Raw genomic sequence first — 8,280 nt, forward strand, 5'->3', positions numbered from 1 at the left:
GGACACCCGCCGGCCACGCGCTCACGTCTTCAACTCGCGCTTGATCTCCTCGAGGAAGCGCCAGTCGGTGAATCCGGAGATGACTTCCTTTGGGGTCTTCTTGATCATGCCCAGCTCGTTCAGCCGAAGCGCAAAGAAGCGGACCGAGTCTTCCGGGTCGTACTCTCGCCAAAGCCCATAGCGGCTATCGTTCAAAGTCATCAGCACGCACTCGTGCGAGAAACCGAGGGCAGCCATCCGCTGCGCCACCTGTTCAGGCTGCTGGTGACAGATGTCGGTCGCCTTGAGGATGGCACGCAAAGCGCGCTTCGTCGCCACCGGATTAGCCCGCATGAAATCGGCATTGGCGGCAGCCATGCAGCAGAAATAATTCGACCACGGGCGATCATGGGCGATGTTGACGACGACATGACCGACATTTCGCGGGCACGGCTTCTCGGGCCCGAGCGGAAAGCCGATGAATGCATCGACCTCACCGGCGATGAAGAGCTCGGCCTGGCTGACCGACGCGTTCACGACCCAGTTGATGTCGGAGGCAGGTTTGAGCCCGACATAGGCTGCCATCATGCTGACCAGCATATGATCGGTAGTACCGAAGTCGTTTATGGCTACCCTCTTCCCGCGCAAATCCGCAACACTCTGGATGCTCTGATTGGCACGCAGTTCGTAGCATCCCACCTGGACGCCGGAGAGCACCGTCAATGGCCTTCCAGCGTCCGCCAGGGGCAGGTAGTCGGACCAGGCAGGCATGTCGAAATCGACCTCGCCGTCCGTCAGCATGGCAGCCCCAGTGAGGGGCATCGGCACATACTGAACTTCCCTGAAACCCTCCTCGTGAAGAAACTCCTCGGCCATCACTAGCGGAGCGATACAGGCGGCAGCAGGCATCGCGAGGCGGATAGTGGTCGTCTCGGGTGGCGGCTCGGCCTGGGCTCGCGTCGCGGTGCCGATAAGGCCCGCGGCGCCGACCGCCGCGGCGCCGGCCAGGAAGCGGCGGCGGTTTTGGATGATTTGCATGGGGCTCTCCTTCCCTTGGAAAACGGCACTGCATGCGGGCCACGCCCTTACATCTTCAACTCGCGCTTCAGCTCGTCAAGGAAGCGCCAGTCCGTGCCTGCGGCGATGATCCTCTGCGGATTTGACTTGATCATGCCCGTCTCCTGCATGCGGAGCGCGAAGAAGCGGATTGACGCTTCGGCATCGTAGTCCCGCCAAGTGTCGTACCGGGTGTCGCTCAGCGTTTGCAGCGCGTAGTCATAACTGGGCAGGAAACCTCGATCGACTAGCTGACTGGCACTCCATGACGGATCGGACGCGCAAAGATCGGCGCCCTTCAAGATGGCCCGCAGCACACGCTTGGTTGCCACCGGGTACCTGTTCACATAATCGTCAGTGCCGGAAACCATGCAGCAGAAATGCTGCGACCAGGGGCGGTCGAGGGTCGTGTTGAGGATCGTGTGGCCAATCTTCTTGGCGCGCAGTTTCTGCGGCTGCGGCGGCGTGAAGAGGTACGCGTCGAACTTTCCTTCGGCGAAGCTCTTCGCCGGATCGCCTTGCTCGATGACCCACTCGATATCGTTGACGGGATCGAGCCCGACATAGGCGGCCATCAGGGCAACATAGACGTATGACGGCGTATCGAAGGTCTTCGTGCCCACCCGTTTGCCGCGCAGGTCCGTGATGTCTTTGATCCTGTCGTTGGCGATCAGTTCGAGGCATCCGGAATGCAGTCCGGTAAGGACCTTGATCGGCACGCCGGCCTCGATCGAGGCGATATGGATCGGCGCGTAGTTCACACTGAAATCCGTCTCGCCGCGCGCAATCCACTTCCACTGGTCGACGCTCTTGTCGCCTTGCACATAACGGACGTCGGTGAAGCCCTCCGCGCGCAGCAGCTCTCCGGCGATATACAAGCCGGCCCAGCAGTAGGCGCCATCGATCCACCGCGGCAAGCGGACGGAGGTCGTTTCCGGGGGTGGCTCGGCCCATGCCTGTGTCGCGGTCCCGATGAGCCCCGCGGCGCTGGCTGCAGCCGCGCCCGCCAAGAAGCGACGGCGGTTCTGGATGATTTGCATGGTGCTCTCCTTCCCTGGAAAGGCACTGAGTGCCCGCCCCCCGCTCACGTCTTCAGCTCACGTTTCACCTCGTTGAGGAAGCGCCAGTCCGTTCCGTTGGCGATAATCTGGTGGGGGCTCGTCTTGATCATGCCGGCCTCATGCAGGCGCAAGGCGTAAAACCGTACGGTGTCCTCGGGCTCGTATTCGCGCCACTTGCCATAAGGCACTTCATTCATCGTCTGCAGGGCATAGTCATAGTTGGCGGTGAACCCGTTATCGACGATCTGTTGCGCGACGCGCTGCGGCTCTGCGACGCAGAGGTCTGCCGCCTTGAGAATGGCGCGCAAGACGCGCTTGGTGGCGACAGGGTTGTTCCGAACGAACTCCGCATTGCCAGCCAACAAGCAGCAGAAGTACTGCGACCATGGACGGTCCACAGCGCTATTGACGATGACGTGACCGATTTTGCGGTCGCGCAACTCCTGCGGATCGGGTGGAAGGCCAAGGAATGCATCGATTTTGCCCTCAACAAAGAGCTCCTTTGGCTTGATGGATGGACTGGCAACCCAGTTGATGTCCCTCACAGGGTCAAGCCCGACATAAGTGGCCATACTTGCCAAGAACAGGTGGGGCCCTGATCCTATACTTGGCACGCCTACGGTCCTGCCCTTCAGGTCTGTGATGCGGTGGATCCCTTCGCTCCCGAAGAGCTCGAAGCATCCCGTGTGCACGCCGGAAACCACCGTGATCGGTATTCCAAGATCCATCGGCACGATGAGATTTCCCGCGTAGTTCAGGCTAAAATCCACCTCGCCTGCTGCAATACTCTTCGTCGTTGCGTCACCTAGCTCAACTGCAACATAGCGAACTTCGGTAAAGCCCTCTGCGTGCAGCAACTCCTTGGCGGCGTACTGTGGCGCCATGCAGATGGCAGGGAGTTTTGCGAGCCGGACCGTGGTCGTTTCGAGACCGCCCTCTTCGGCACGTGAATTTCGGGTGCCGACAACTCCGGCGACTCCTGCCGCCGCCATATTGGCCAAGAAGCGGCGTCTGCTTTGGACCTTCTGCATGGATATCTCCATCGTTAGCTTCGGCCAACGGGCAGTCGAGTCATCCGCGCGTCAAATCTGATGTCGGACTGAATCACTGAACGCGCATCCACTCGGCCGCCCCTTCAGTTGGACGCTGTTGTTGGAGCGAGTTGCTGTGCCGGCATCGATTGCGATGACGATGGCACTGGCGAACTCAAACCCGAAATCCGCTTCGCCGTTTGTCATTTTCATCGGCGTATTGACGCCCGCATCCACGTCCACATAGGTGAGGCCGGTAAAGCCGTCGGCGCGCAACAGTTCCTCGGCGAGGTAGAGAGGTGCGTTGCAGGTGGCGGGGGTATGGGTGAAGCGGACGGTGGTCGTATCGAGCAGGGCATTCTCGGCGGATGAATTGCGACCGCCGGCAAGTCCAACGGCGCCGATTGCACTCATACCGGCTAAGAAGTGGCGGCGGTTCTGGATGACCTGCATTTGGACGCTCCCTTCCGTGGATACGGCACTGCGTGCCGGCCACACGCTCACAGTTTCAGCTCGTGCTTCAACTCGTCGAGGAAGCGCCAGTCTGTTCCCTGGGCGATAATCTGTTGCGGGCTCGACTTGATCATGCCCGTCTCCTGCATTCGCAGCGCATAGAAGCGGACCGAATCCTCGGAATCGTAACCTCGCCACCTGTCGTGCTGGGCCTCTTTCAGCGTTATCAGAGCGAGGTCATAGCTGGGCAGAAAGCCTCGATCGACGAGTTCGCGCGCAGCCGATGCCGGATCCGACGCGCAGAAATCGATGGACTTCAGGATGGCGCGCAATATGCGCTTGGTCGCAGCAGGGTACTTGTCCACGTAATCAGTCCTGCCGGCGACCATGCAGCAGTAATATTGTGACCAGGGCCGGTCGACGGCGTTGCTGATGATCGTGTGGCCGATCTTCTTCGCGCGCAGGCCGGGCAACTCGGTGATGCCGGCGAGGAAGGCGTCGACCTTGCCTTCGATGAAATCCTGCATCGGAGAGATGCCCAACACCCATTCGATCTCGTGAACGGGATCAAGCCCAACATAGTTGATCATCAAGCTGAGAAAGACATGCGGGTGGTCGTTGAACGCCCAAATCCCGACCCGTTTGCCCTTTAGGTCGGCAATGCCGTTGACGCTGTCATTGCCCCGCAGTTCCCAGCAGCCTGTGTGCACGCCGGTCAGGATTTTGATACTTGCCCCTGATTCGATGCTCCGGATGTGCATCGACGGCATGTTGAAATCGAAATCCGTGACGCCGGCGGTAAGCCACTCGGTGTTGTCGACGTTGGTGTCGCCTTGCACGTAGCGGACATCGGTCAATCCGTCGGCGCGCATCAACTCGCCCGCGAGATAGAGCGACGCCCAGCAATAGGAGCCATCGATCCACCGCCCCAGACGGACGGAAGTCGTTTCCGGCGGTGGCTCCCCCGCAGCTTTGGATGGACGAATGTTGAAGAGTTGGGCTCCGCCGGCCGCCGTCAAGCCGGCCAGGAACGTGCGGCGATTTTGAATGATCTGCATGGGATCGCTCCCTCTCCCGAACTGCAAACGACAATTCCGGTCGGAACCGAGCAAAAAGAGGTTCCGGCAGAGGCAGATAGTCTCGTGGGCGCGCCGAACAGCTGCAGGTTGGAGCGCGCCTAGTCTGATGCGGGAGTCTTGCGCTCTCAGTCGCCGGCCCCGTGAGGTCCCAGCCAGCGATACGCAACTATACTCCCGATTGGCCCGCGTAGCGAGGGTAAAGCTCACTCAGCCTCAAACGATTATCCTTTACGCTGCCGCAGCTCCGCCAGACTAGCCCATCTGTCAGCCTACCGGTCGCGACCTCGCGCTGGCACAGTCTCTTCTTGCAAAGAGACCTTCGACAATAGGGCGTTGAACGTCCGCCCTGATAGTCGATTCAGACCTTGGGCGGACGGTTCGGGAATGACCGCCTTGGGTCACGACGTTCCCTTGACCTCCCATCAGGGATGGTCCGCAAAGGGTTTGCCCTCCACCGGAGTGTCTCACCGCTAGATGGTGACGAGCATCTTGCCGGCGTTGGCCAGCGGCGTCGTCACGCCCGACAGCATCGTGCGGATATGGGCAACGCTCTGATAGCGACCGTTGACCGAAATACGCGGCAGCGCGTGCAGGAAGCCGGCATGTTTGGCGCGCAGCACGCCGTGGCGTGTCGTCACCGCCGAGACATAGCCGGCGTCGCGGGCAAAGCCGACTTCGCGGTCACCAACGGCGCTGGCATAGCCATAGGGATAGGCGAAATGGCGCGGCGCCTCGCCAAGCTCGGCCTGCAATATGCCGCTGACGCCGTCGACCTCGTGCCGCGCATCGGCTTCGGAAAGCCGCTTCAGATTGCGATGATTGACGGTGTGCGCGCCGATCGTCACCAGCGGATGCCCTGCCATGGCGCGGATCTCGTCCCAGTTCATCAACAGGCTCTGGCGGTCGCCCAACTCGATACCGTTCGACCGCGCCAATTCGCGCAGCACCGCGCGCTGGTCCTCCTCGCGGACCTCCAGCGTCAGATAATCGTGCAGGCGCGCAAAGGCCTGGATTTTCTTGCCCGGGGTCGAGCAGTCGATCGTCACCGGACCGTTCGGTGTCGTCAAAACCAGCCGGTTGCGCGCGCTGACGATGTCCTCGACCACCTCCCACCATAGATCGGCGGCGCCGTTTATCAGCCCCGGCGCGACATAGATGGTGATTGGCGCGCCGTGCTTTTCCAGCACCGGCAGCGCCTCGGTCTTGTTGTCGCGATAGGCGTCGTCGGCGGTGATCGCCGCGAACTGGCCACCCTTGCCGCCGGCCTTGATGCGCTCGATCGCCTCGTCCAGGGTGACGAATGCATAGCCGTGCGCCTTCATGTCGGCGATGACAGCGTCGAGGAACTCAGGCGCGATGTTGAGATGCCGGTTGACGCTATCAGGCTTTTCCGGCGTGGCGGTGACCCGGTGCAGCATCAGGATGGCGCCGATGCCGCCGACGAACGGCTTGGCCAGCGGGGCAAGACCGGTATAGCGCACGACGTTGAGCGCCAGTTTCCGGATTGCCTCGCCCCCGTCGATCATTCATTCACCTTTTGCGCCTAGGCTCATCCAAGCACGGAATGCGCCTATGTGCGCCCCCAATCGCGGTGAATACGCCCTAAAGGATTGAGGTATGGTTGACGCCACCGCGTCATTTGACGGCAATCGGCTCGAGGCCATGCAGGCGGCGCCGCGCGCGGTACCTGCGGATCATGGCGGCCTGTCGGTGTCGGTCGCCGACGGTGCGGCACTTGCGGCCTATGCCGAGTTCTGCGGTTCAGCGCTGTTCGCGCCGGCGCAGAGCCCGGCCTGGATCCTGAACTGGGCCAGACATGCCGAAGCGGACACCGTCTTGGCGACGCTGAGCGCTGACGGCCGGCCGGTTTTTTGGTTGGCGCTGGAAGTCACCAGCCGCGGTCCGTTACGCGTCGCCCGTTTCATGGGCGGCCGCCATGCCAACGGCAATTTCGCCGCCGCCGACCCGTCCTGGCTGACCAGGGCGGATGGCGCGGCGATCCGCTCGATGCTGGCGGCGATCGCCAGGGCGCGGCCGGACATCGACCTCGTCTCGCTGGAACGGCTGCTGCCCGATCTCGACCGCGTTGCCAATCCGCTTCTGTCCCTCCCGCATTTTCCCAGCCCCAACCTGTCGCTGGCCGTCGACCTGGCGGGAGGTTTTGATGCCCTGCTCTCCCGCGCCAGCGGCAAGCGCAGGCGCAAGAGGCACCGCTCGCAGGCGCGCAAGTTTGGGGCCGTCGGCAGCCACCGCCGCATCGAGGCCCGGACGGCGGACGAGGTGAACAGGTTGCTCGATGCGTTTTTCGAGATGAAGGAGTTCCGCTTCCGCAAGATGGGCATCGCCAACGTCTTCGGCGAGCCACAGGTTCGTGCTTTCTTCCGCGCCTTGTTCGTCGAAGCGCTCTCCGACGACACGCCGTCCTTCGTGCTGCATGGGCTCGAAGTCGCCGGCAAGCTTCGCGCTGTCACCGGATCGAGCCGCTCGGGAAAACGCCTGATCTGCGAATTCGGAGCGATCGCCGACGACGACCTCGCCCATGCCAGCCCCGGCGACTTCCTGTTCTTCGACAACATCGAGGAAGCCTGCGAGAAGGGGTTCGATGTCTATGATTTCTCGGTCGGCGACGAACCCTACAAGCGGCTGTGGTGCGATATCGAAACCCGGCATTTCGAGGTCCTGATTCCGCTGACGGCAAAAGGCCGCGCGCTGGTGTTTGTCCTGCGGCAGGGCGCGCGCCTGAAAGCCTTCGTCAAGAACAGCCCGACGATCTGGAAGCTGACCAAGATGCTGCGCCGCAAGACGGCCGGACAGGCTGTGCCAGCAGAGGACGACAGCTGAACGCTGCCGAGATTCCGGGACGTAAGTGATTTAGCTCCCCTATTACCGCCACGGCTGCAAACTCTGGTCGCCGACATAAGCGATGATGGTATCGCAGACGGCGTTCAAATCGCGCAGCACGTCGTCGTTCCAGAAGCGCAGCACACGAAAGCCCCTCGCCTTCAATTCGGCGTCTCGCTCCCGATCATAGTTTGAATCCGCATGCTGGCTGCCGTCGATCTCGACGATCAGCCTGGCCTCGGCGCAAACGAAATCGGCGATGAATCTGCCGATAGGAACCTGACGCCGGAATTTGATGCGGTCGAGCCTGTGTCCGCGCAGCTCGTGCCACAGGCGGTCTTCCGCCTCCGTTGACTCGCGGCGCATCGAGCGGGCGAAACGACGTTTGGTCGGGGCGACGGGCTGATGCGGCATCGGGCGAGATTACCCGGCGTTGGCGCTCCGTCCAGCACCATCGTCACGCAAATCGCTGACGTTCGCGATTGGCTCCCCCTCCTTGTGGGAGAAGGTGGCCGAGCGAAGCTCGGTCGGATGAGGGGTGTTCCAGCTTGGCACCAACAGCGATCCGGCCAACACCCCTCAACCGTCTCGACGCTGCGCGCCGATCCACCTTCTCCCACAAGGGGAGAAGGCAAGACCGCGCTTTTACCGCCACTGCTGCAAACTCCGGTCGCCGACGTTCGCGATTGGCTCCCCCTTCTCCCCTTGTGGGAGAAGGTGGCCGAGCGAAGCTCGGTCGGATGAGGGGTGTTCCAGCTTGGCACCAACAGCGATCCGGCC

Annotated in this window: 8 protein-coding genes; 1 reads left to right on the plus strand and 7 read right to left on the minus strand. The window is 62.0% G+C overall.

Features of this window, described 5'->3' with window-relative positions:
* Window positions 1-21: 21 nt before the first annotated feature.
* The 6 genes from AC0L3O_RS06665 to AC0L3O_RS06690 form a co-directional block, all read right to left on the minus strand.
* Window positions 22-1,017 carry an ABC transporter substrate-binding protein gene (locus AC0L3O_RS06665; RefSeq protein ID WP_023798367.1) on the minus strand — a complete coding sequence of 332 codons (996 nt, stop codon included), beginning with the start codon at window positions 1,015-1,017 and terminating at the stop codon, window positions 22-24.
* Between the two features lie 47 nt (window positions 1,018-1,064).
* Window positions 1,065-2,075 (minus strand): ABC transporter substrate-binding protein, encoded by a 1,011-nt coding sequence (locus AC0L3O_RS06670; protein ID WP_023798368.1) that lies wholly within the window; start codon window positions 2,073-2,075, stop codon window positions 1,065-1,067.
* A 44-nt stretch (window positions 2,076-2,119) separates the two neighbouring features.
* Window positions 2,120-3,127: an ABC transporter substrate-binding protein gene (locus AC0L3O_RS06675; protein ID WP_023798369.1), complete on the minus strand. Its 1,008-nt coding sequence runs from the start codon at window positions 3,125-3,127 to the stop codon at window positions 2,120-2,122.
* A 51-nt stretch (window positions 3,128-3,178) separates the two neighbouring features.
* A complete protein-coding gene (locus AC0L3O_RS06680; protein ID WP_473615199.1) occupies window positions 3,179-3,580 on the minus strand; it encodes a hypothetical protein in 402 nt (133 codons plus the stop codon).
* Window positions 3,581-3,627: 47 nt separating this feature from the next.
* Entirely contained in the window at window positions 3,628-4,692 is a 1,065-nt protein-coding gene (locus AC0L3O_RS06685; protein ID WP_287254633.1) for an ABC transporter substrate-binding protein, read from the minus strand.
* 437 nt (window positions 4,693-5,129) lie between these two features.
* On the minus strand, window positions 5,130-6,185 hold the full coding sequence (locus AC0L3O_RS06690) for a polysaccharide deacetylase family protein (protein ID WP_023798372.1): 1,056 nt from the start codon (window positions 6,183-6,185) through the stop codon (window positions 5,130-5,132).
* Between the two features lie 91 nt (window positions 6,186-6,276).
* On the opposite strand from AC0L3O_RS06690, the gene AC0L3O_RS06695 reads away from it, so the two are divergent.
* Entirely contained in the window at window positions 6,277-7,500 is a 1,224-nt protein-coding gene (locus tag AC0L3O_RS06695) for a GNAT family N-acetyltransferase (RefSeq protein ID WP_473534600.1), read from the plus strand.
* A gap of 42 nt (window positions 7,501-7,542) precedes the next feature.
* Here the strand turns inward: AC0L3O_RS06695 and AC0L3O_RS06700 are convergent, their stop codons facing one another.
* Window positions 7,543-7,914, minus strand: a complete 372-nt coding sequence (locus AC0L3O_RS06700; protein WP_287229679.1) for an endonuclease domain-containing protein — start codon at window positions 7,912-7,914, stop codon at window positions 7,543-7,545.
* Between the last annotated feature and the right edge of the window lie 366 nt (window positions 7,915-8,280).

Source organism: Mesorhizobium sp. WSM4810 (genome assembly GCF_055811235.1).